The 20453-nt window shown below is 74.5% G+C and carries 20 protein-coding genes, 1 tRNA gene, 1 pseudogene and 1 riboswitch; of the genes and pseudogenes, 11 read left to right on the top strand and 11 right to left on the bottom strand.

What is annotated here, in order from left to right; all coding sequences use genetic code 11:
• Nucleotides 1-66, top strand: a riboswitch (guanidine-III (ykkC-III) riboswitch).
• A gap of 11 nt (nucleotides 67-77) precedes the next feature.
• Nucleotides 78-392: a DMT family transporter gene (locus C5508_RS10620; RefSeq protein ID WP_198598017.1), complete on the top strand. Its 315-nt coding sequence runs from the start codon at nucleotides 78-80 to the stop codon at nucleotides 390-392.
• 92 nt (nucleotides 393-484) lie between these two features.
• Here C5508_RS10620 and C5508_RS10615 read toward each other — a convergent pair whose 3' ends face one another.
• Complete coding sequence (locus C5508_RS10615; RefSeq protein WP_104524911.1) at nucleotides 485-1450, bottom strand: zinc-binding dehydrogenase; 966 nt, start codon at nucleotides 1448-1450, stop codon at nucleotides 485-487.
• Nucleotides 1451-1460: 10 nt separating this feature from the next.
• Nucleotides 1461-1631 carry a hypothetical protein gene (locus C5508_RS19540; protein WP_157944061.1) on the bottom strand — a complete coding sequence of 57 codons (171 nt, stop codon included), beginning with the start codon at nucleotides 1629-1631 and terminating at the stop codon, nucleotides 1461-1463.
• 203 nt (nucleotides 1632-1834) lie between these two features.
• Here C5508_RS19540 and C5508_RS10610 point away from each other — a divergent pair, with 203 nt between their 5' ends.
• A complete protein-coding gene (locus C5508_RS10610; protein WP_104524910.1) occupies nucleotides 1835-2680 on the top strand; it encodes a patatin-like phospholipase family protein in 846 nt (281 codons plus the stop codon).
• A gap of 38 nt (nucleotides 2681-2718) precedes the next feature.
• Here C5508_RS10610 and selD read toward each other — a convergent pair.
• Together selD and C5508_RS10600 are read right to left on the bottom strand one after the other, a co-directional pair.
• Nucleotides 2719-3677: pseudogene (selD, locus tag C5508_RS10605) on the bottom strand (selenide, water dikinase SelD); the annotation flags it as partial.
• A gap of 42 nt (nucleotides 3678-3719) precedes the next feature.
• Nucleotides 3720-4304, bottom strand: coding sequence for a helix-turn-helix transcriptional regulator (locus C5508_RS10600; protein WP_104524909.1), 585 nt, complete (start codon nucleotides 4302-4304; stop codon nucleotides 3720-3722).
• A gap of 72 nt (nucleotides 4305-4376) precedes the next feature.
• Here C5508_RS10600 and C5508_RS19535 point away from each other — a divergent pair.
• The 4 genes from C5508_RS19535 to C5508_RS10585 all read left to right on the top strand — a co-directional run bounded on the left by C5508_RS19535 (nucleotide 4377) and on the right by C5508_RS10585 (nucleotide 8131).
• Nucleotides 4377-4472, top strand: a tRNA-OTHER gene (locus tag C5508_RS19535).
• A gap of 138 nt (nucleotides 4473-4610) precedes the next feature.
• Nucleotides 4611-5927 carry an L-seryl-tRNA(Sec) selenium transferase gene (gene selA, locus C5508_RS10595; RefSeq protein ID WP_104524908.1) on the top strand — a complete coding sequence of 439 codons (1317 nt, stop codon included), beginning with the start codon at nucleotides 4611-4613 and terminating at the stop codon, nucleotides 5925-5927.
• Nucleotides 5918-7693 (top strand): selenocysteine-specific translation elongation factor, encoded by a 1776-nt coding sequence (selB, locus tag C5508_RS10590; protein WP_232797050.1) that lies wholly within the window; start codon nucleotides 5918-5920, stop codon nucleotides 7691-7693. Before selA ends, selB begins: the two co-directional genes overlap by 10 nt.
• 63 nt (nucleotides 7694-7756) lie before the next feature.
• The gene (locus C5508_RS10585; protein ID WP_104524907.1) at nucleotides 7757-8131 is read left to right on the top strand and encodes a PH domain-containing protein; all 375 of its coding nucleotides are present in this window, start codon (nucleotides 7757-7759) and stop codon (nucleotides 8129-8131) included.
• A gap of 41 nt (nucleotides 8132-8172) precedes the next feature.
• On the opposite strand, the gene C5508_RS10580 is transcribed toward C5508_RS10585, so the two are convergent.
• Entirely contained in the window at nucleotides 8173-8943 is a 771-nt protein-coding gene (locus C5508_RS10580; protein ID WP_198598015.1) for an enoyl-CoA hydratase-related protein, read from the bottom strand.
• A 49-nt stretch (nucleotides 8944-8992) separates the two neighbouring features.
• On the opposite strand from C5508_RS10580, the gene hemW reads away from it, so the two are divergent.
• Both hemW and C5508_RS10570 read left to right on the top strand, forming a co-directional pair.
• Nucleotides 8993-10231: a radical SAM family heme chaperone HemW gene (gene hemW / locus C5508_RS10575; RefSeq protein WP_198598014.1), complete on the top strand. Its 1239-nt coding sequence runs from the start codon at nucleotides 8993-8995 to the stop codon at nucleotides 10229-10231.
• 428 nt (nucleotides 10232-10659) lie between these two features.
• Entirely contained in the window at nucleotides 10660-10974 is a 315-nt protein-coding gene (locus tag C5508_RS10570; protein ID WP_104524905.1) for a TraR/DksA family transcriptional regulator, read from the top strand.
• Nucleotides 10975-11002: 28 nt separating this feature from the next.
• Here C5508_RS10570 and C5508_RS10565 read toward each other — a convergent pair whose 3' ends face one another.
• A complete protein-coding gene (locus C5508_RS10565; protein ID WP_456297900.1) occupies nucleotides 11003-11377 on the bottom strand; it encodes a type II toxin-antitoxin system VapB family antitoxin in 375 nt (124 codons plus the stop codon).
• A 305-nt stretch (nucleotides 11378-11682) separates the two neighbouring features.
• Between C5508_RS10565 and hrcA the strand changes: the two genes are divergently transcribed.
• Genes hrcA through C5508_RS10550 form a run of 3 tightly spaced genes read left to right on the top strand, consistent with a single transcriptional unit; the run spans nucleotide 11683 to nucleotide 14598 of the window.
• The gene (gene hrcA, locus C5508_RS10560; RefSeq protein ID WP_104524903.1) at nucleotides 11683-12705 is read left to right on the top strand and encodes a heat-inducible transcriptional repressor HrcA; all 1023 of its coding nucleotides are present in this window, start codon (nucleotides 11683-11685) and stop codon (nucleotides 12703-12705) included.
• A gap of 15 nt (nucleotides 12706-12720) precedes the next feature.
• Entirely contained in the window at nucleotides 12721-13842 is a 1122-nt protein-coding gene (gene dnaJ / locus C5508_RS10555) for a molecular chaperone DnaJ (RefSeq protein ID WP_104524902.1), read from the top strand.
• Between the two features lie 3 nt (nucleotides 13843-13845).
• Nucleotides 13846-14598, top strand: a complete 753-nt coding sequence (locus tag C5508_RS10550) for a 16S rRNA (uracil(1498)-N(3))-methyltransferase (protein ID WP_104524901.1) — start codon at nucleotides 13846-13848, stop codon at nucleotides 14596-14598.
• Between the two features lie 81 nt (nucleotides 14599-14679).
• Here C5508_RS10550 and C5508_RS10545 read toward each other — a convergent pair whose 3' ends face one another.
• From C5508_RS10545 to C5508_RS10525, 5 genes are all read right to left on the bottom strand, one after another.
• Nucleotides 14680-14868: a YbdD/YjiX family protein gene (locus tag C5508_RS10545; protein WP_104524900.1), complete on the bottom strand. Its 189-nt coding sequence runs from the start codon at nucleotides 14866-14868 to the stop codon at nucleotides 14680-14682.
• A complete protein-coding gene (locus tag C5508_RS10540; RefSeq protein ID WP_232797049.1) occupies nucleotides 14865-17012 on the bottom strand; it encodes a carbon starvation CstA family protein in 2148 nt (715 codons plus the stop codon). The genes C5508_RS10545 and C5508_RS10540 overlap by 4 nt, the downstream gene beginning before the upstream one ends.
• 177 nt (nucleotides 17013-17189) lie before the next feature.
• The gene (locus C5508_RS10535) at nucleotides 17190-18797 is read right to left on the bottom strand and encodes a PhnE/PtxC family ABC transporter permease (RefSeq protein WP_104524899.1); all 1608 of its coding nucleotides are present in this window, start codon (nucleotides 18795-18797) and stop codon (nucleotides 17190-17192) included.
• Nucleotides 18794-19483, bottom strand: a complete 690-nt coding sequence (locus tag C5508_RS10530; RefSeq protein ID WP_269801778.1) for a phosphonate ABC transporter ATP-binding protein — start codon at nucleotides 19481-19483, stop codon at nucleotides 18794-18796. Before C5508_RS10530 ends, C5508_RS10535 begins: the two co-directional genes overlap by 4 nt.
• A gap of 53 nt (nucleotides 19484-19536) precedes the next feature.
• On the bottom strand, nucleotides 19537-20453 hold a 917-nt coding region (locus tag C5508_RS10525), incomplete at its 5' end, for a putative selenate ABC transporter substrate-binding protein (protein WP_456297899.1).

Raw genomic sequence — 20453 nt, 5'->3', positions numbered from 1 at the left:
GCCGAGCCGCGACCACGGCTCCCGGACGAGCGGTGCCGTACCCGGTGTGCGACAAGACGGCGCCAGAGGAGCCCGCGATGTCGTGGTTGGTGCTGGTGGTCTCGGGGATGCTCGAGGCGGTGTGGGCTGCGGCCCTGGACCGCTCGGAGGGCTTCAGCCGGCTGTGGCCCACGGTGCTGTTCGCCGTCGCGCTGGCCGGGAGCATGGGCGGCCTTGCCTACGCCATGCGGGAGCTGCCGCTCGGCACCGCCTACGCCGTGTGGGTGGGCATCGGCGCGGTGCTCACCGTCGTCTACGCGATGGTCACCGGGGCCGAGGCGGTGTCGGTGGTGAAACTGCTGCTCCTGGCCGGCATCGTGGGCTGCGTCGTCGGGCTCAAGGTCCTGCACTGACGAAGGACCCCGTCCTCACCACCCTTCGCAAGCTCGGGGCGGGACCGGGACGGGGCCGTCCGGCGGCGCGTCGCGGAGGACGCGCGGGCTTCTCAGAGCGTGAAGACGATCTTCCCGTTGGTGCGGCCCTCGAGCATGCGGGCGAAGCCCTCGCGGGCGTCGGCCAGCGGCAGCTCGACATCGATCTGCGGCCGGATGCCGGTGACGGCGCACATCTGGATCAGCGCCTCCAGCTCGGCCTTGGTGCCCATGGTCGAGCCTATGACCGACAGCTGGGTGAAGAAGACCCGGTTGAGCTCGGCGCCGGGGTTGAAGCCGGTGGTGGCGCCGGAGGTGACGATGACGCCACCGGGCTTCAGCGACTTGATGCTGTGGCTCCACGTCGCCTCGCCGACGGTCTCCATCACGCCGTCGACCCGCTCGGGCAGGCGCGCTCCGCTCTCGAAGGCCTGCTCGGCACCGAGCGCCAGGGCTGCGGCGCGCTTCTCCTCGCTGCGCCCGGTCACCCAGATCCGGTAGCCGGCTGCTCGGCCGAGCACGATCAGCGCCGTCGCCACGCCGCCGCTGGCACCCTGCACCAGGACCGTCTGGCCCGGGCGCAGCCCGGACTTCACGAACAGCATGCGGTAGGCGGTGAGCCACGCGGTGGGCAGACAGGCGGCCTCGGCGAACGACAGCTCGGCGGGCTTGGACAGCAGGTTGCGGCGGGGAACGGCGACCCTCTCCGCCATCGAGCCCTGGTGCACCTCCGACAGCAGCGACCGCTTCGGGTCGAGCGTCTCGTCGCCTCTCCAGTCGGGGGTGGAGACGACGCCGTGGACGACGACCTCGTTGCCGTCCTCGTCGAGACCGGCGGCGTCGGTGCCCAGGATCATCGGCATCCGTTCGGCCGGCAGCCCGATGCCCTGGAGGCTGAACAGATCGTGGTGGTTGAGGGAGACGGCCTTGACCTGGATCGTCGTCCAGCCCTCGGGCGCCTCCGGCTCGGGGCGCTCGCCGATCTCCAGGACGGAGAGCGGGTCCTTCGGGGCGGGGGTGGAGACGAAGGCAGCCAGCATGATCGCGAACCTAACCGACGAGCCGTGCCGCTGCCTTTCGGGCCGTGGCCAGGGCGCCGGGGTCGTCGCCCGCGGTGGACGCGACCAGTGCGCCCTCGTGGTGCAGGTGGACCGTCGCGCCGACGCGTTGGGCGTCGGCGCCCCCGGTGTCGGCAAGCAGCTCGGTGAACCGCCGGCGCATCCACTTCTCTCGGCGCGGACGACCGGCGGGGCGGGGCGTTCGGTCCCGCGACCTGGGCGTAGGCGTTGACGGACGCGCAGCCCCATCCGGCCGTGGATGCACCCGCGGCGGAGGCGGCGGCGCGCTGAACGCCACCGTTGCACCGCAAGCCGGAAGTGCCTAGCGTGACCGGCGTCTCGTTGGTCTGTGCAAGGAGTTGGTCCGTGCCGTCACGCGCGCTCGTGCTCGGAGGCGGCGGCGTCGCCGGCATCGCCTGGGAGATCGGTCTGCTCAGCGGCTGGGCCGCCCAGGGCGTCGACGTCCGCGACGCCGACCTGGTCGTCGGGACGTCGGCCGGCTCGATCGTGGGCACCCTCCTGCGCACCCGCGGCAGCCTGGAGGAGCTGTACGAGAGCCAGCTCGGGCCGGTGCCGGCCGGCGAGCCGCGCGTGGAGTTCGACGGCATGGCGATGATGACCGCCTTCGGCGCGGCCCTCGCCGGTGCGTCGGGGCAGCAGGACGCGCGAGCCCGGATCGGCGCGCTGGCCCTGCGTTCCTCGGCGGTGCCGGAGGGGGAGCGGCGGGCCATCATCGAGGGCCGGATCGGCGATCCGGAGTGGCCCGCCGAGCGGCTGCTCGTCACCGCCGTCGACACCGCGGACGGCGAGTTCCGGGCCTTCGACGCGTCCTCGGGCATCCGGCTGCTCGACGCGGTGGCGGCGAGCTGCGCGGTGCCCGGCGTGTGGCCCCCGATCACCATCGACGGGCGGCGGTACATGGACGGCGGCATGCGGTCGATCACCAACGCGGACCTGGCGGAGGGCTACGACCAGGTGCTGGTGGTCGCGCCGATGAGCGGCATCCCGAACAGTCCGCTGGGGCCGACGCTCGACCAGGAGGCCGAGCAGCTCGGGACGAGGTCCCGGGTGCACGTCGTCCTGGGGGACGCGGACGCCGTCGCCGCCTTCGGCAGCAACCCGCTGGACCCGGCGACCCGGGTGCCCTCGGCCCGGGCGGGCCGTGCGCAGGCCGAGGGCACCCTCGAGGCGGTCCGCTCCTTCTGGAGCTGAGCCCTCGAGGTCAGCGGACGACGACGGCGTGCTCCTGGCGCGGCACGAACTCCCCGATCACCGGCGCGCCCGGGATCTCGCCACCGAGCAGCAGGCCACCGGAGGTCTGGGCGTCGGCCAGCAGCAGCGCCTCCTCCTCGGGGACCGCCGAGAGGTCGGTGTGCGGGCGCACCCAGTCGAGGTTGCGGCGGGTGCCGCCGGAGACGTAGCCATCGGCCAGGGCCTCGCGGGCACCGGTCAGGTAGGGGACGGCGGCGGCGTCGACGACCGCCGTCACCCCGCTGGCCCGCGCCATCTTGTAGAGGTGGCCGAGCAGGCCGAACCCGGTGACGTCGGTTCCCGCGCGGATCCCGGCGGCGACCGCGGCCCGGCCGGCGTTGCGGTTGAGCGCGGTCATCGAGGCGACCGCCTCCTCCGACACCTCGCCGGTGGCCTTCATCCGGCTGTTGAGCACCCCGACGCCGAGCGGCTTGGACAGCGTCAGCGGGGTGCCGGCGACCGCCCCGGAGTTGGTGATGATCCGGTCGACGTCGACGATCCCGGTGACCGCCATGCCGTACTTGGGCTCGGGGTCGTCGATCGAGTGGCCGCCGCCGACGTGGCAGCCGGCCTCGTGCGCCACCTCGAGGCCACCCCGCAGCACCTCCCCAGCGAGCTCCGCGGGCAGCACGTCCCGCGGCCAGCCCAGCAGGTTCACGGCGACGACCGGGGTGCCGCCCATCGCGTAGATGTCGGACAGCGCGTTGGCCGCCGCGATCCGGCCGAACGTGTACGCGTCGTCGACGACCGGGGTGAAGAAGTCGGTGGTGAGGACCAGGCCCTGCCCGCCGGCGATGCGCACCACGGCGGCGTCGTCGCCGTCGTCCAGGCCGACCACGAGCTCGGCTGCCGGATCGGCCGGCCCCTGGGCGGTGAGCCCGGCGACCACGGCCTCGAGCTCGCCGGGCGGGATCTTGCAGGCGCAGCCGCCGCCGTGGGCGAACTGCGTGAGCCGGATGCGGGCGGGTGCGGTCGTCACGGCACCGAATCTAGGCCGACGTCAGACGAGTCCGCCGGGGAGCAACCGGAGACGGCGTGCGTCCGGCTGGGCGACCGGCGTGCGGGGCAGCTTCCGCCCGGCGGGATGGGTGGACGACGGGGGAGCACCGAGGCCGTCCAGCTCGCGGCGCGGAGCGGTCTCGTCGAGGACCTGCACCTCGCTGATCCGGTCCTCGCGGAACCAGCGCAGCTCCTGACGCTCCCGGCACCAGGCGACGAGGAACCAGTGCGCCCCCTGGCGGGCCAGCAGCTGCGGCTCCACCGTGCGCTCCGACCAGCGCTGCTGGCGGTCGCAGTAGTCGAGGACCAGCACGCGCCGCTCGGCCAGCCCGAGTTCGACCCGGCGCCGCAGGTCGGCCTCGCGGGCGGCCTCGGACGCCAGCCACCGGTGGCTGGCCAGCATGCGCGCCCGCCGGCTCGCATCGGGCTCCAGCGCCGTGAGGACCTTCTCCATCGCCGTCTGCCCGGCCTCGGCGAACGGCCCGCCCGACCGGCCCGACAGGGCGGCGACGATCGCGGCCGCCTCCTCAGGGGTGAGGTCGACCGGGGGCAGCGGCGCGGGGGTGCGGTGCTCGGTGCGGGTCACGGAACGGATGCTGGCAGGAGGCTCTGACATTTCCCGCAGCTCCGACGAACCCGGGCACGTAGGCTGCCGGGCGGAGGCGTCAGGGTGTCTGGTGGCCCCCGCGGCCTCTAAAGCCGACGTGGTCGAGCATCTCGGCCAGGCGGGTTCGATTCCCGTCCGCCTCCGCCATCTCCCCGGCAGGGGGTCCGGGCACGCCACGCCGGACCCCCTGCCGGTCGGGACCGGCACCTCCGGCGTCCGGGCCCCACCACGTCGGGTGAGTGGGCTCGCTCCGGGGTGGCGGGCGGGGGCCTACGCTCCCGTGCGATGACCGCCGACCCCCGCCGCCAGGTGCCGCGCACCGACACGCTGCTCGCCGATCCGCGCCTGGCCGGCGCGGGGAAGCGGCTGGGCCGGGCCCTGGTGAAGGGCGCCGTCCAGCGGGTGCAGCAGCGGGTGCGCTCCGGCGAGGTGACGCCCGGAGCGGCCGTCGACGCCGTTCTCGCCGAGCTGCCCCCGACCGCGTCGAGCCTGCGGCCGGTGCTCAACGCGACCGGCGTGATCGTGCACACGAACCTCGGTCGGGCCCCGCTGTCCGACGCCGCGGCCGAGGCGATCACCGCGGCGAGCGGCACCACCGACGTCGAGCTGGACCTGCGCACCGGACGGCGGGGACCCCGCGGCGAGGCGGCGATCGCCGCGCTCCTGGACGCCGTCCCCGCGGCCGAGGCCGCGATCGTGGTCAACAATTGCGCCGCCGCGCTGGCTCTCGTCGCCACCGCCCTGGGTCAGGGCCGCGAGCTGGTGCTGGCCCGCGGCGAGCTGGTGGAGATCGGCGACGGCTTCCGCATCCCCGAGCTGCTGGAGAGCACCGGCGCCCGGCTGCGCGAGGTCGGCACCACCAACCGGGCCACCCTCGCCGACTACCGTGGCGCGCTGGGCCCGGACACCGGCGCGGTCCTCAAAGTCCACCCGTCGAACTTCGTCGTCCGCGGCTTCACCCGGGCGGTCGAGGTCGCCGAGCTGGCCGCGGCGCTGTCGGGCACCGGGGTGCCGCTCGTCGCCGACGTCGGCTCGGGGCTGCTCCGCCCGCACCCGGTGCTGCCCGACGAGCCGGACCTGCAGACGACGATCGCGGCCGGCGCCGACCTGGTGCTGGCCAGCGGCGACAAGCTGCTCGGCGGCCCCCAGGCCGGCCTCGTGCTCGGTCGCGCGGAGCTGGTGCAGCGGCTCCGCCGCCACCCGCTGTACCGGGCGCTGCGGGTGGACAAGACGACCCTGGCCGCGCTGGAGGCCACGCTGCGCGGACCGCTGCCGCCGGTGCAGGAGATGCTCGCCGCCGACGTCGACGGATTGCGCGCCCGCGCCCGGACGGTGGCCGCCCGGCTCTCCGACGCCGGGATCGACGCCGGAGCGATCGACGCCGAGTCGCGCGTCGGCGGGGGAGGAGCCCCCGAGCAGCCGCTGCCGGGCGCCGCCGTCTCGCTGCCGCCGGAGTTCGCCGAGCCGCTCCGGCGAGGAGCTCGGCCCGTCGTCGGCTACGTCGAGGCCGGCCGCACCCTGCTCAACCTGCGCAGCGTTCCGCCGGCGGCCGACGACGCCCTGGCCGACGCGGTGCTGGAGGTGGCCCGCGCGTGGACGTGACCGCTCCGGGTGCGTCCGGTATGGACGTCATCGCGACTGCCGGCCACGTCGACCACGGCAAGTCCGCGCTCGTCCGCGCGCTCACCGGGATGGAGCCCGACCGCTGGGCCGAGGAGCGCCGGCGCGGGCTCACCATCGACCTCGGCTTCGCCTGGACGAGGCTGTCCTCGGGCCGCCGGCTCGCGGTCGTCGACGTCCCCGGGCACGAGCGGTTCGTCGGCAACATGCTGGCCGGCGTCGGATCGGTGCCCGCCGCGCTGGTCGTGGTCGCGGCCGACGACGGCTGGTCGGCCCAGACCGCCGAGCACGTCTCGGTCCTGGACGCCCTCGGGGTGCGGCACGCCCTGCTCGCCGTCACCAAGTCCGATCTCGCCGACGCCGCGCCGGTTCTGGCCGACGTGCGGGAGCGCCTGGCCGCGACGTCGATGGGCGAGGTCCCCGGTGTCGCGGTGAGCTCGGTGACCGGGGCCGGGGTCCCGGAGCTGGCCGCCGCGCTGGAGCGGCTGCTGGCGGGCCTGCCGGCCCCGGACGCCGCCGCGCCGGTGCGGCTCTGGATCGACCGCGCCTTCACCATCACCGGCGCCGGGACCGTGGTGACCGGCACGCTGGCGGCGGGCACCGTGGCCGCGGGGGACCGCCTCGTGCTGGGGGACCGGGAGGTGGGCGTGCGGGGCGTGCAGTCCCTCGGCGAGCCGGTCGAGCGCGCGACCGCCACCGCCCGGGTGGCGGTCAACCTGCGCGGCGTCGCCGTCGAGGACCTGTCCCGCGGCGATGCGCTGCTGACCCCGGGCGCCTTCCGGCTCACCGACGTCGTCGACGTGACCCTGGACGCGCCGCCCGAGGACCCGCTGCCCGCCGAGCCCGTGGTGCACGTCGGATCGGCCACGGTCGGTGCCCGGCTGCGGCCGCTGGACGGCGCCGCGGTCCGCCTGCGGCTCACCCGCCCGCTGCCGCTGCGGGTCGGGGACCGGCTGCTGCTGCGCGACCCCGGGGCGCGGCGGGTCCTGGGCGCCGACGTCCGGGACGTCGACCCGCCGGAGCTGCGCCGTCGGGGTGCGGCCCGGCAGCGGGGCGCCGAGCTCGCCGCCCAGCCCGTCGGCGACGCCGGGGCCGCCGCGGACCTCGCCCGCCGCCGGATCGTGCGGGCCGCCGACTTCGCCGCCATGGGCTGGCCGGCGCCCGCGGGCGCGACCGAGCTGGGGCCGTGGCTGCTGGCGCCCGGTCTCGCCGACGAGCTCGGCGCCCGCGTGCCCGACGTCGTCGCCCGGTACCGGCGGCTCCGTCCGCTGGAGCCCGGTCCCCCCGCCGAGGTGGTGCGCCGGGCGCTCGACCTGCCCGGCGCGGACCTCGTGCCCGCCCTCGTGCGCGAGCCGCTCATGTTGCGGGAGGGCCGGGTCGTCGACGGCGCCGCGGACCTGCCGCCGCAGGTGCAGCGGGCCGTCGACGCGATCCGGGCGCGGCTCGTGCTCGACCCGTTCGCGGCTCCGGAGGCACCGGAGCTCGTCGCCGCCGGGCTCGGCGTGCGGGAGCTGGCCGCGGCCGTGCGCGGTGGTCAGCTGGTGAAGATCGGCGAGGGCGTCTACCTGGCGCCGGGCGTCGACGGCGTCGCGCGGACCCGGCTGGGCACGCTGGCGCAGCCCTTCACCCTGAGCCAGGCCCGGCAGGCGTGGGGCACCAGCCGCCGCGTGGCCGTTCCGCTGATGGAGTGGCTCGACGCGCGCGGTGTGACCGAGCGGCTGCCCGACAACTCCCGCCGCCTGCGTTGACTCCCGCTCCTCGAGGCCCGTGAGGAGCCGGGAAGGCGGCAGCCGGGGACCTACGGTGCTCGGATGATCGACTTCAACAACGGTTCCGTGTTCAAGCTCAGCCCGGCCAGTCCTCAGGACATCGGCCCCGCCGTGGCGCCGCTGCTCATCCACGGCGAGCGGATCATCGCCTGCTTCAAGACGGTGCGTGACTTCGTGGTCTTCACCGACAAGCGGCTCATCGCCGTCAACGTCCAGGGCATCACCGGCAAGAAGCGCGACTTCACCTCGCTCCCGTACAGCAAGGTCCAGGCCTTCTCCATCGAGACGGCCGGAACCTTCGACCTGGACGCCGAGCTGGAGATGTGGTTCAGCGGGCTGGGCAAGGTCCGCCTGGAGTTCAAGGGCAACGCCGACATCCGCCAGCTCGGGCAGATGATCGCCACCTACGTGCTCTGACCCTCCGGGGTCCGCTGCGCGGGGGCGACCGGCGGTCGGCGTCAGCCGACCGTCGGCACCCAGCGGGCGGGGCGCTTCTCGCGGAACGCCGCGATGCCCTCCTGGCCCTCCTCGCCGGCGAAGAAGCGGGCCGAGAGGTCCAGCAGGTGGTCGAAGGACAGCACCCCCTGCCGGGCGCGCAGCAGCCGCTTGGTCTCCGCGAGGGCCGTCGGCGCACCGGCGGTCAGGTGCGCCAGCTGCCCCGACAGCTCCGCGTCGACCTCGGCGTCGGGGACGACCAGGTCGACCAGCCCGCCCGACGCCGCGGTTCCGGCGTCGAAGACCTGTCCGGTGAGCATCAGCCGGTGCGCCACGTGCGGCGCCATGCGCGGCAGCACGACGGCGGAGATGACCGCCGGCACCAGCCCGAGCCGCACCTCGGAGAACGCGAACGTCGCCGACTCCGCGGCCACCACGACATCGCAGGCGGCCAGCAGCCCGACGCCGCCGGCCCGGGCCGGACCCCGCACCACCGCGACGACCGGCTTGGCGGAGGACCACACCAGCTCGAGCAGCTCGGGGAACTCGCGCACGCCCTGGTCCTCGCTCGCCCCGCCGGCGGCCTCGGAGAGGTCCATCCCGGAGCAGAAGACGCGGCCGGTGTGGTCGAGCACGATCGCCCGCACGGCGTCGTCCGCCAGGGCGTCGGTCAGCGCCGCCCGCAGCCGCGCGCGCATCGCCCGGGAGAGCGCGTTGCGGTTCGCGGGGGAGTCGAGCACGAGGGTCGCGACGCCGCGCGAGACGGTCACCTGCAGCACCTGGTCGGAGGTCACGCCGGGCATCCTGCCGGTCGGCGGCCCGGGCGCGGCACACTGGGAGCAGATGAACACCGTCCTGCCGCTGCTGAACGACACGGGTCTGCCGCCCGGCTCGCCCGGCCCCGACCGGCTTCCCGGCAGTGCCCGCGAGGGCCTGGCCACCACGCCGTTCGGGCTCTACGTGCACGTGCCGTTCTGCGCGACCCGGTGCGGCTACTGCGACTTCAACACCTACACCTCCGACGAGCTGGGCCCCGGGGCCAACCGCAGCGAGTACGCGGGCACCGCGATCGCCGAGCTGGAGCGCGCCGCGCGCACGCTCGGGCCGGACCTGCCGACCGTCTCCACGGTCTTCGTCGGCGGCGGCACCCCGACGCTGCTGCCGGCCGACGACCTGGCCGCGGTGCTGGGTGCGGTCCGCGAGCTGTTCCCGGTCGCCGGCGACGTCGAGGTGACCACCGAGGCCAACCCCGAGACCGTCACCCTGGCGTCGCTGGCCAGGCTCCGCGAGGCCGGCTACACGCGGCTGAGCCTCGGCATGCAGTCCGCGGCCCCGCACGTGCTGGCCGCGCTGGACCGCCGGCACACCCCCGGTCGCGCCGTGGAGGCCGCCCACGAGGCCCGCGCCGCCGGCTTCGAGCACGTGAACCTGGACCTCATCTACGGCACGCCGGGGGAGAGCGACGCCGACTGGGCCGCCTCGCTCGACGCCGTCCTCGCCTCCCCGGTCGACCACGTGAGCGCCTACGCGCTCATCGTCGAGGAGGGCACGAAGCTGGCCCGCCGGGTCAAGCGCGGCGAGCTGCCGATGCCCGACGACGACGTGCTCGCCGACCGCTACGAGCAGGCCGACGCGACCCTGTCGGCGGCGGGTTTCCGGTGGTACGAGGTCTCCAACTGGGCGACCTCCGACGCCGCGCGCTGCCGGCACAACGAGCTGTACTGGGCCAACGCGAACTGGTGGGGCGTCGGCCCGGGCGCGCACAGCCACGTCGGCGGGCTGCGCTGGTGGAACGTCAAGCACCCGGCCGCCTACGCCGACCGGCTGGCCCGCGGCGAGAGCCCCGCACAGGACAGCGAGCTGCTCGACGACGCCGACCGGGCGCTGGAGGCGGTGATGCTCGGGCTGCGACTGCGCGACGGGTTGCCGCTCACCGCCCTGACCGACGTCGGGCGCGCGCGTGCCCGCTCCGCGGTCGACGACGGGCTGCTGGACCCGGCGGCGCACGCCCGCGGCCTCGCCGTCCTCACCGACCGGGGCCGGCTGCTGGCCGACGCGGTCGTCCGCGACCTCACCGATTAAGGACCCCGTCCTCCCCACCCTTCGGGGGCTCAGGGCGGGACCCGGGACGGGGCCGTTTCAGTACGTCGCCACGGATGGTCACCCGAAAGGGCGGCGTACGTGACGTGGATCTCGGTTATGGTTCTGCGTCCCGGCAACGACGCCGGGGCCGAGCGAGGGGGTGTCGCCGATGGACGCGCATGCGTTCCTCCGAACGACGTCTCCACGCGGGCTGCGCTCCGTCGCCGCACCCGCGCTGTCCGGCGGCATGCTGGTCGCCCTGGCGATGAACCGGCGAGCCCGGGGTCTGCGAGGACTCGACGTCCTGCGACGCAGCCAGGACCGGGCACCGCCACGCACCTCCTGACTCCTCCCCGGAGTTCCAGCGCCCGTCCTGACGCGCCACCGACCGGTGACCGCGTCCTTCCGCGTTGCCCGAAGGAGATCCGATGTCCGCCGAGCTCGACACCATGACCACCGCCACGGCGGATCGGTTCCGCACCCTGCTCCGGTCGACCCGCGCCGAGTGCGTGCAGCAGCGCGAGGAGGCGCTCGCCGAGTGCGCCACCTCCGTCCCCGACCCGGTGGCGCAGCGCCGCAGCGCCGACCTCCAGCGCACGATCGGAGAGATCGACGCCGCGCTGGCGCGCATCGAGGCAGGCACCTACGGCCGCTGCACGGGGTGCGCGGCCTCGATCCCCGAGGAGCGGCTGGAGCTGCGCCCGTTCGCCCGCACCTGCGTGGCCTGCACCGCCGCCGCCTGACCCGGCCTGCCCGGTCCGTGCTCGGCGCTCAGCCGTTGTGCGGGCCGGGAACCGGTGGCTGGGCCGGGATGGAGGCCGTGTCCGAGCCGGTGTGCGCCTGGCCGGGGCCGGCCGAGTCCAGGTCGAGCACCCGCACGTGGATGACGTTGCGCTGCTGCAGGGCCGCCCGCAGCGCCCGGTGCAGCCCGTCCTCCAGGTACAGCTCGCCGTGCCACTGCACCGCGTGCGGGAACAGGTCGCCGTAGAAGGTCGAGTCGTCGGCCAGCAGCGCATCCAGCGCGAGCTCGCGCTTCGTCGTCGTCAGCGTGTCCATGCGCACCTGTCGCGGCGGGATCATCGCCCAGTCGCGGGGCTGGAGGCCGTGGTCGGGATAGGGGCGACCGTCGTGCACACCTTTGAAGATCAGGGGACCGACCTCCGCTCCGAGCCCCCGGCGGGGCGACCGACCTCGTCCACCCTAGCCGCCGGGAACACGCCCTGCCCCGGCTCCCACGGCCCGTCCGAGCGCGCGGAGGGCGGGACCGGCTCGCGGTGGAGCAGGTCGCGGCGCCTCCCTCCGAGGGGCGTTCGTCGGGGAGGGGAGTGGTGTCCTTCGCGTATGCTGGGCTGGCACTCCGTCCGTGCGAGTGCCAGCCCGGGAGGGTCGTGGCGGGACCCGTCGTCCCGCCGGCACGCACGGCGCGTCGACCGGTACGGGGAGGTGTCACCGTGGCGCACGACGAACGCCGCCTGGAGGTGCTCCGGGCCATCGTCCAGGACTTCGTCTCGACCAACGACCCGGTGGGCAGCAAGGCTCTCGCCGAGCGGCACGACCTCGGGGTGTCCCCGGCCACGATCCGCAACGACATGGCGGTGCTCGAGGAGCAGGGTTACATCACCCAGCCGCACACCAGCGCGGGCCGGGTGCCGACCGACAAGGGCTACCGCCTGTTCGTCGACCGGCTCTCGGCGGTCAAGCCCCTCTCGGGCGCCGAGCGGCGGGCCATCGAACGGTTCCTCGACGGCGCCGTCGACCTGCACGACGTGCTCGGCCGAACCGTGCGCCTGCTGGCGCAGCTGACCCGCCAGGTCGCCGTCGTCCAGTACCCGACGCTCTCGCGCAGCGCCGTCCGGCACCTCGAGGTCGTGCAGGTCGCGGCCTCCCGGCTGCTCGTGGTGCTGATCACCGACACCGGACGGGTCGAGCAGCGGGTCGTCGACTCCCCGGTGGAGGTCGACGCCGGTGCGGTGGCCGACCTGCGCACGCTGCTCAACCAGGCCTTCGCCGGAATCAAGCTGGCCGAGGCCGGCGACAAGGTCCCCGATCTGCTGGAGACCGCGCCGCAGCACCTGCGCGGGCTGGTGGCGACGGTCAGCACCACGCTGGTCGAGACACTGGTCGAGCCCAGCGAGGACCGGCTGGTCATCGGTGGGACGGCGAACCTGGCCCGCGGCAGCGCGCTGGACTTCCCGGGCACCATGCGCCCGATCCTCGAGGCGCTCGAGGAGCAGGTGGTCGTGCTGCGGCTGATGAGCGAGGTCGATGCGAGCACCGTGCTGGTGCGGATCGGCGAGGAGAACGACCACGAGGCCCTGACGGGGGCGTCGCTGGTCACCGTGGGGTACGGCTCGGCGGACCGGTCGCTCGGCGGCCTGGGCGTCGTGGGACCGACCCGGATGGACTACCCAGGAAACATGGCCGCGGTCCGTGCCGTGGCCCGCTACGTCGGCCACCTGCTGGCCGAGAGCTGAGGACGAGACCTACCGATGGCAACCGACTACTACGGCGTGCTGGGCCTGTCCCAGGGAGCGACGGACAGCGAGATCAAGAAGGCCTACCGCCGGCTGGCGCGCGACCTGCACCCCGACGTCAACCCCGACGCCGAGGCCAAGGACCGTTTCCAGGAGGTCAGCCGGGCCTACGAGGCCCTGACCGACCCGGAGAAGCGCCGCATCGTCGACCTCGGGGGTGACCCGTTCGACTCCGGGGCGGGCGCCGGTGGCGGGTTCGGCGGAGCCGGGTTCGGCGGCCTCGGCGACATCATGGACGCCTTCTTCGGCGGAGCGGCCGCTCGCGGCCCGCGCAGCCGCACCCGGGCCGGGCGCGACGCGCTGATCCCCGTCGAGCTCGAGCTCGACGAGACGGTCTTCGGCACCACCAAGGAGATCACCGTCGACACCGCGGTCCTGTGCGACGGCTGTGCCGGCGCCGGGACCGCCCCCGGCACGCACGCGGCCACCTGCGCCACCTGCTCCGGCCGCGGCGAGGTGCAGAGCGTGCAGCGCGGCTTCCTCGGCCAGGTCGTCTCCAGCCGACCCTGCCCGACCTGCTCGGGCACCGGCCAGGTCATCCCCGAGCCGTGCCCCAAGTGCGCCGGTGAGGGGCGGGTGCGGGCCCGCCGCACCATCTCGGTGAAGGTGCCTGCCGGTGTCGAGGACGGCATGCGCATCCGGCTGACCGGGCACGGCGAGGTGGGCCCCGGTGGCGGCCCCGCCGGTGACCTCTACGTCGAGGTGCACGAGGTCCCGCACCCGGTGTTCACGCGGGACGGCGAGGACCTGCACTGCCGGGTCACCCTGCCCATGACCTCGGCCGCGCTGGGCACGACCCTGAGCCTCAGGACGCTCGACGGCGAGGAGGACCTGGACATCCGTCCGGGCACCCAGTCCGGCAGCGTGCTCACGCTGCGGGCGCACGGGGCGCCCCGGCTGCGCGCCACCGGCCGCGGCAACCTGGTGGTGCACGTCGAGGTGCAGACGCCGACGAAGCTCGACGCCGAGCAGGAGAAGCTGCTGCGCGAGCTGGCCGCGCTGCGCGGGGAGGACCAGCCGGAGTCGCACCGGGAGGCGCAGGGCGGCCTGTTCTCCCGCCTGTTCAAGGAGCGCTGATCGATGAGCACCGAGGCCCCCGAGCTGGACAACGCCCCACTGTTCCTCCTCGACGAGCTGCCCGACGTGCCCGAGCTGCTGGTCGACGGTCAGGAGGGGCGGCACGCCGTCGACGTCCTGCGGCTGCAGGCCGGTGAGCGCGTGCACGTCGGCGACGGCGAGGGGACGGTCGCCGAGGGCGAGGTCGTCTCGGCGGGGCCGGAGGGTCTGCGGGTCGCGGTGCGGAACCGGTTCGAGGTGCCGGCACCCGCGCCGGAGTTCGTCCTCGTGCAGGCGCTGCCCAAGGGGGACCGCGGGCCGCTGGCCGTCGACCTCGCCACCGAGCTCGGCGTGGACCGGATCGTGCCCTGGCAGGCCTCGCGCTGCGTCACCCGCTGGCGGGACGACCGCGTGGACCGGGGCGTGGGCAAGTGGCGCGCGGCTGCCCGGGCGGCGAGCAAGCAGTCCCGCCGTCCGCGGCTGCCCGAGGTGACCGGGCCGATGAGCACCCGCGAGGTCGCCGGGATGCTCGCCGACGCCGACCTCGCCGTCGTCCTGCACGAGCAGGCCCGGCGTCCACTGGCCGAGCTCACCGTCCCGTCGGACGGCACGGTCGTGATCGTCGTCGGCCCCGAGGGCGGGCTCACCGACGGCGAGGTCGTGGCGTTCCGTGCCGCCGGGGCCCACCCGGTGCGGCTGGGCCCCGAGGTCCTGCGCACCTCCACCGCCGGCGCCGCCGCGCTGGCTGCGCTGAGCATCGGCACCCGCTGGAAGTAGCAACTCGGGCTCTCACGTCACAGGGTCGCTATCCGGTACCGGAGAGCGACCCTGTGACGTCAGCGGGTGGTGATCAGCCGCTCAGCAGCAGCGGCTCATCGGATTGCTCTCGGCCGCGTCGGCACGCTGCCGCTCGAACTGCCGCCGGCTCATGGGCGTGTGCCCGTGCTCCGCGCAGTGCGCGAGGTAATCGTCCCAGCGCGCCTCGCCGGTGAACTCCTTGAGGTACCAGCGCACGCCCTGCCAGGCGCGGGTCAGGACGGCCGTCACTTCTCCTCCGCCTCGCTGCGCCCGGCCCCGGCTCCGACCAGCCGGTCGCGGTCGGCCATCGCCCGCTTCTCCTCGGCGGTCGGGAAGAGGCCCGCGGGCTCGACCAGCTTCGACTCCACGGCCGGCTCCTCCGTCGTCGGCAGGCCGCCGGACCTGATTGCCTTCGCGATGATGACGGCGCCGTGCACGGCGACGACCAGGGTCAGCAGCGCGAACACGGCTTGCAGGATGCCGTTGAGGGTCGAGTTGAAGATGACCTGGTCCATCTGCTCCGGGGTCTGGGCGGGTGCCAGCAGCTCCCCGGCGTCCCGCGCGGCCGAGTAGTTCTGGGCCTGCTGGAAGTAGCCGACCCGCGGATCGGAGGAGAAGATCTTCTGCCAGCTCGCGGTCATCGTGATCGTGAGGTCCCAGGCCAGCGGGACGGCGGTCACCCACGCATAGCGCAGCTTCCCGTGCTTGACCAGCAGCACCGTGCACAGCGTCAGCGCGATGGCCGCCAGCAGCTGGTTGGCGATGCCGAACAGCGGGAACAGCTGGTTGACGCCGCCGAGCGGGTCGGTGACGCCGATGTAGAGGACCGAGCCCCAGAGCCCGACGACGATGGCGCTGGCGATCATGTTGCCGGGCCGCCACGACAGATCGCCGAACTTCTTCCAGACGTTGCCGATGGTGTCCTGCAGCATGAACCGGCCCACCCGCGTGCCGGCGTCGACGGCGGTGAGGATGAACAGCGCCTCGAACATGATCGCGAAGTGGTACCAGAACGCCATGCCGCCCCCACCGAACGCCTGGCTGAAGATCTGCGCGATGCCGATGGCGAGGGTGGGCGCCCCGCCGGTGCGCGAGACGAGCGTGTCCTCCTGCACGGCCGCCGAGGTCGCGGCGATCGACTGCGCGGTGGTGTCGAACCCGAGCGTGTTCAGGTATGCCGCCGCGCTCTCCGCCGTTCCGCCGGTGGCGCCGGCGGGGCTGTTCATCGCGAAGTACAGGCCCTGGTCGATCACGACGGCCGCGATCAGCGCGCTGATGGCGACGAAGGACTCCATCAGCATGCCGCCGTAGCCGATCAGGCGGACCTGGCTCTCCTTGGCCACCATCTTCGGCGTCGTGCCGGAGGAGATCAGCGCGTGGAAGCCCGACAGGGCCCCGCAGGCGATGGTGATGAACACGAACGGGAAGAGCGAGCCGGCGAAGACCGGTCCGGTGCCGTTGCGGGCGAAGTCGGTGATCGCGTCGGCCTGCAGCACCGGGCGGGCGATGACCAGCCCGACCGCGAGGAGGGCGATGACGCCGATCTTCATGAACGTCGACAGGTAGTCGCGCGGGGTGAGCAGCAGCCAGACGGGCAGCACCGAGGCGACGAAGCCGTAGACGACCAGCGCGAGCACCAGCCACTCCTTGGACACCGTCAGTGCGTCGCCCAGGGGCGTGCCGTCGACGTAGCCGCCGCCGACGATGGCCAGCAGCAGCAGGACGACGCCGATGCCGGTCGCCTCGAGCACCCTGCCCGGCCGGAGCCGGCGCAGGTACACGCCCATGAACAGCGCGATCGGGATGGTCAGGCCGATGGAGAAGACCCCCCACGGGGACTCCGCCAGCGCGTTGACCACGATCAGCGCGAGCACCGCCAGGATGATGATCATGATGGCGAAGACGGCGATCAGGGCCGCGATGCCGCCGACCAGGCCGATCTCCTCGCGGATCATCTGACCGAGGCTCTTCCCGTTGCGGCGCATCGAGAAGAACATGACGACGAGGTCCTGCACGGCCCCGGCGAAGATGACGCCGACGACGATCCAGATGGTGCCGGGCAGGTAGCCCATCTGCGCCGCGAGCACCGGGCCGACCAGCGGGCCGGCGCCGGCGATGGCGGCGAAGTGGTGGCCGAAGAGCACCCGGCGGTCGGTGACGTCGAAGTCGACGCCGTTCTCCAGCCGTTCGGCGGGCGTGGCCCGCCGGTCGTCGGCCCGCAGCACCTTGTAGGTGATGAAGCGCGAGTAGAAGCGGTAGGCGATCGCGTACGAGGACAGCGCCGCGAACAGCAGCCACAGCGCCGAGATGGTCTCGCCCCGCGCGATGGCCAGCACGCCCCAGCAGACGGCGCCGACGACGGCCACCGCCGTCCAGATCAGCACCGACTTCATCGACGGCCTGCTCCGTCCCGATCCTGCGGAGGACGCGCCCCCACCGCCGTCGCTCTTGGTCATGGTCCCGGCCATCAGTGCCTCCAGATCAGCGGCGACACCAACGTCGTCGCGCGACAGCAGCATAGGGAGCCGAATCGGTTCCGACCGCCGAATCTGGTCGGGTCGTCGCGACGATCAGCGCAGTGCGGACCGGATCCGGTCGCTGAGGAGGTCGACGGCGAGGCTGAGCAGCACGACCGCGGCCAGCACGGTGGCCACCGCCGGCCAGTCGAACGCCACCGTCGCCGCCGAGAGGAGCACGCCGATTCCCCCGGCCCCCAGCAGCCCGACGAGGACGGTGTCCCGGATCGCGACCTCCCAGCGGTAGCAGGCCAGGGCCAGGACCGGTCCGGCGAGCGTCGGCACCGTCCCGTACAGCCAGGCCGCGGGCGCGGAGGCACCCGCGGCGCGCAGCGCCTCGCGCGAGCGCCGGTCGGACTCCTCGGCCGCCTCGCCGACCAGCCGGCCGAGCACCCCCAGGGTGTAGACGCCGAGCGCGAGCGCGCCGGGGAGGACGCCCGGCAGGAGGACGAACAGCAGGACCAGCGCCCACACCGGCGGCGGGACCGCACGCAGCAGGAGCAGTGCGCCGCGCACCCCGGCGCCCGCCATCCGGCGAGCGCGGCCGGCCGTGCTCGACCGGGCGGCGAGGCCGCTCAGCGTGACCGCGCCGACGGTCGCGAAGGCGGTCGCGAGCACCGACATGAGGACGGTGTCGAGCGCGGCGGCCCCGATGTCGGCGAGCAGGTCGCCCTCGGTCGACGGCGGCCAGGCCGCGGACACGACGTAGGACAGCTGCTCCAGGGCCCGCGCGGAGGCCAGCGAGGCGGGGGAGAGGGCCAGGAACCACACCGCCCAGCCGGTGAGGACCACCACGACGACGGCGGCGCCGGTCAGCACCGGATCGCGGTCCGGTCCGGGACGGGGGTCGGCGACCCGTCGCCGCACCGCCCGGCCCGCGGCGTCCGCCGCCAGACAGAGCAGGGCGAGGGCGTACACCGTCGTCCAGACCTGCTCCCAGCGCAGGGAGCTGAACGACAGCGCGAGCTGGTATCCCAGTCCGCCGGCACCGATCAGCCCGAGCACGACGGCGGAGCGCACGGCGCACTCCAACCGGTAGAAGGCGTAGGAGAGCAGGCTTCCGGTCGCCTGCGGCAGCAGGCCGTACAGCGCCGCGGTCCCGCGGGTGGCACCGGCGGCTCGCAGCGCGTCGTGTGCCCCCCGGGGCACCTCGTCGAGGATCCCGGCGAAGACCGTGGCGGTCACTGCGCCGTAGGGGACGGCGATGGCCAGCACGCCCACCCACGGATCGAGCCCCAGCACGTTCAGCAGCAGCAGGCCCCACACCGCCTCGTGGAGCCCTCGCGGCACGGCCAGCGCTCCGCGTACCAGCAGCCGGCCGGTCCGCCGCCGTCCCCAGGTGGTGCGGGCCGCCGCGACGGCGCCCAGCGCGCCGAGCAGCACGGCGAGACCCCCGCCGAGCACCGCGTAGGCCACCGTCACCAGCGCCGACTCGGCGACGACGACCAGGAAGTCCGGAGCGAGCTCGGGCCGGAGCGCGGCGGCGGCGATCCGCCCGAACTGGGCGGCCCCGCCGGGATTGACCACCGGTCCGGAGAACAGCCCGCTGTCGGCCAGCGCCCAGCCGACCAGCGCGATCGCCGCGAGGGCCCAGGGCCACCGGCGGCGGTTCCGGACCGGTCGCCGCGTTCCCGGGGCCGGGCGGTCGAGCAGGGCGGTCACCGGACGACCCCGTAGAACCCTTCGAGGCCAGCGACGGTGAGCGAGGACGCCGGGGCGTCGAGGACGATCCGCCCGCTGTCCAGACCGATGACCCGGTCGCAGTGCCGCAGGGCCAGCGCCGGGTCGTGCAGGGCTGCGACGAGGGCGCCGTCCTGCTCCGTCGCCAGCTCGCCGAGCAGGCTGAGCACGACGTCGGCCAGCGCCGGGTCGAGAGCGGAGGCCGGCTCGTCGGCGAGCACGAGGTCGGGCCGCTGCACGAGCAGCCGGGCGACCGCCACCCGCTGCCGCTGCCCGCCGGAGAGCCGGTCGGTGCGCTCGTGCAGGCGGTCGGCCAGGTCCACCCGGTCCAGCGCCGCGCGGACCTCCGCCGTCCCCTGTGGCCGCACGAGCGACCAGGCGGCCCGCGCGGTCGACCACGCTCCCAACCGTCCGGCGTTCACGTTGTGCACGACGCGGAGCGGCCCGGGCAGGTCCAGGTGCTGGCGCACCGTGCCGGTGCGCGCGCGCAGCCGGCGCAGCTCCCGGCCCCGCAGCGCGGCGGGCTCGGCCCCGTGCACCTCGACCCTCCCGGCTGTCGGCGTCACGGAGCCGTCGAGGACGCCGAGCAGCGTCGACTTGCCCGCACCCGACGCGCCGATCACGGCCACCCGCGAGCCCGCGGTCACCTCGAGGTCGATCCCCGCCAGGGCGGTGGTGCCGGGGTAGCGGACCTCGATGCCGGTGAGCCGCGCGGTGCGGCTCAGCGGATCAGCCCGAGGTCGCGGCCGATCGCCTCGATCTGCGCGTAGTCCGCCGTCTCCGTCGGGACGAACGCCCCGGCTCCGAACAGCTCGAGCACCTCGGCGTCCTCGGGGCCCGACAGGCCGGTGAAGTACCCGGTCAGCCGACGCGGCAGGTCCGACCCGAGCCGCTCGACAGCCCCGGGGCCCAGCAGCCAGTGGTAGTCGTGGAACGCCGGGGTGCGGGCGTAGGCGACCACGGCCGGATCGACCTCGCCGGCCTCCGTGCGCGAGGTCCAGACCTGCTCGTTGACCACTCCCGCCTGGTAACTGCCGGAGGCGACGAGGGCGAGCGTGGCGTCGTGCGACCCCGAGAATCCGGGGCCACCGGGGAAGCCCTGCGGGTCGACGCCGGCCTCGCGCAGGAAGTAGGCGGGCATCAGCCGGCCCGAGGTCGAGGTCTCGCTGCCGTAGGTGAATCGCAGTCCGGCGAGCGGGCGGAGGTCGTCGGAGGGGCTCAGGCCGGTGGCGGTGTGGACGACGAAGACCGAGTGGAACTCCTCGTCGATGTCGCGCTGGGCGACCGGCACCGCGCCGGGGGCCTGCAGGCGCGCCTGCACCCCGGTGAGCCCGCCGAACCAGACGAGGTCGAGGTCGCCGGTGCGGAAGAGGGAGACGGCGGCGGCGTAGTCGGTGACCGGCCGGTACTCGACCTCGAGGCCCAGTCCAGCGGCCATGGAGTCGGCGAGGGTGCCGTAGAGGCGCTGCAGCACCTCGGGGTCCTGGTCCGGGATGGCGCCGATGCGCAACGGGGTGGCCGGGTCCTGCGCGGCGGAGCTGCCGCAGCCGGCGAGCGCGGCGGCGAGGGCGACGCCGGTGCCGGCCAGCAGCTGGCCCTTATACAAAACTGACGCGTCCGACGAAGAGGAAAATTTCA

Source organism: Blastococcus atacamensis, from assembly GCF_002938425.1.
In the GTDB taxonomy this organism is placed as follows: Bacteria; Actinomycetota; Actinomycetes; order Mycobacteriales; family Geodermatophilaceae; genus Blastococcus; species Blastococcus atacamensis.
This window is presented reverse-complemented; position numbering and strand designations above follow the sequence as displayed.

Excerpts from the sequence above, each read along its gene's own strand:
- dnaJ (WP_104524902.1), top strand. The coding sequence starts at position 12,721 with ATGGCAACCGACTACTACGGCGTGCTGGGCCTGTCCCAGGGAGCGACG.
- C5508_RS19540 (WP_157944061.1), bottom strand. The coding sequence starts at position 1,631 with ATGCGCCGGCGGTTCACCGAGCTGCTTGCCGACACCGGGGGCGCCGAC.
- C5508_RS10585 (WP_104524907.1), top strand. The coding sequence starts at position 7,757 with ATGATCGACTTCAACAACGGTTCCGTGTTCAAGCTCAGCCCGGCCAGT.
- selA (WP_104524908.1), top strand. The coding sequence starts at position 4,611 with ATGACCGCCGACCCCCGCCGCCAGGTGCCGCGCACCGACACGCTGCTC.
- C5508_RS10550 (WP_104524901.1), top strand. The coding sequence starts at position 13,846 with ATGAGCACCGAGGCCCCCGAGCTGGACAACGCCCCACTGTTCCTCCTC.
- C5508_RS10615 (WP_104524911.1), bottom strand. The coding sequence starts at position 1,450 with ATGCTGGCTGCCTTCGTCTCCACCCCCGCCCCGAAGGACCCGCTCTCC.
- C5508_RS10570 (WP_104524905.1), top strand. The coding sequence starts at position 10,660 with ATGTCCGCCGAGCTCGACACCATGACCACCGCCACGGCGGATCGGTTC.
- hemW (WP_198598014.1), top strand. The coding sequence starts at position 8,993 with ATGAACACCGTCCTGCCGCTGCTGAACGACACGGGTCTGCCGCCCGGC.
- C5508_RS10540 (WP_232797049.1), bottom strand. The coding sequence starts at position 17,012 with ATGAAGTCGGTGCTGATCTGGACGGCGGTGGCCGTCGTCGGCGCCGTC.
- C5508_RS10620 (WP_198598017.1), top strand. The coding sequence starts at position 78 with ATGTCGTGGTTGGTGCTGGTGGTCTCGGGGATGCTCGAGGCGGTGTGG.